Genomic DNA, 344 nt, shown 5'->3' on the forward strand with positions numbered 1-344 from the left:
CGTCCACCGCGACGATCACATCGGCGGCCGCCGGATCCCCGCTCCTGTCGATAATTGCGGCGCGCAGTCCGGCCCGCGCGGCAGGCGAGCCCTCTTGGACCTGAAGGATCACCACCCCCGCAACGCCGATGCGTTCGGCAAGGCGCCGGCTCAGATCGCCATCCGTGATGACCCCCAGCGCCGGACGCACATAGCGACCGTAGGCGATGAGGCGCGGCACGACACGGTTGATGGTATCCACCGGCACGGCAAAGCCGATCCCGGCAAAATTCCCGGACGGGCTGAAGATCGCCGTATTCATGCCGATGACCCGCCCGGCACTGTCGATCAAAGGCCCACCCGAG

At 67.4% G+C, this 344-nt stretch carries 1 pseudogene; it reads right to left on the minus strand.

Going from position 1 to position 344, the window contains the following annotated elements:
* Positions 1 to 344 (minus strand): annotated as a pseudogene (locus GPT33_RS15725) (2-alkenal reductase); the annotation flags it as partial.

Origin of the sequence: Thiocapsa sp., assembly GCF_011390875.1 — a bacterium.
GTDB lineage: Bacteria > Pseudomonadota > Gammaproteobacteria > Chromatiales > Chromatiaceae > Thiocapsa.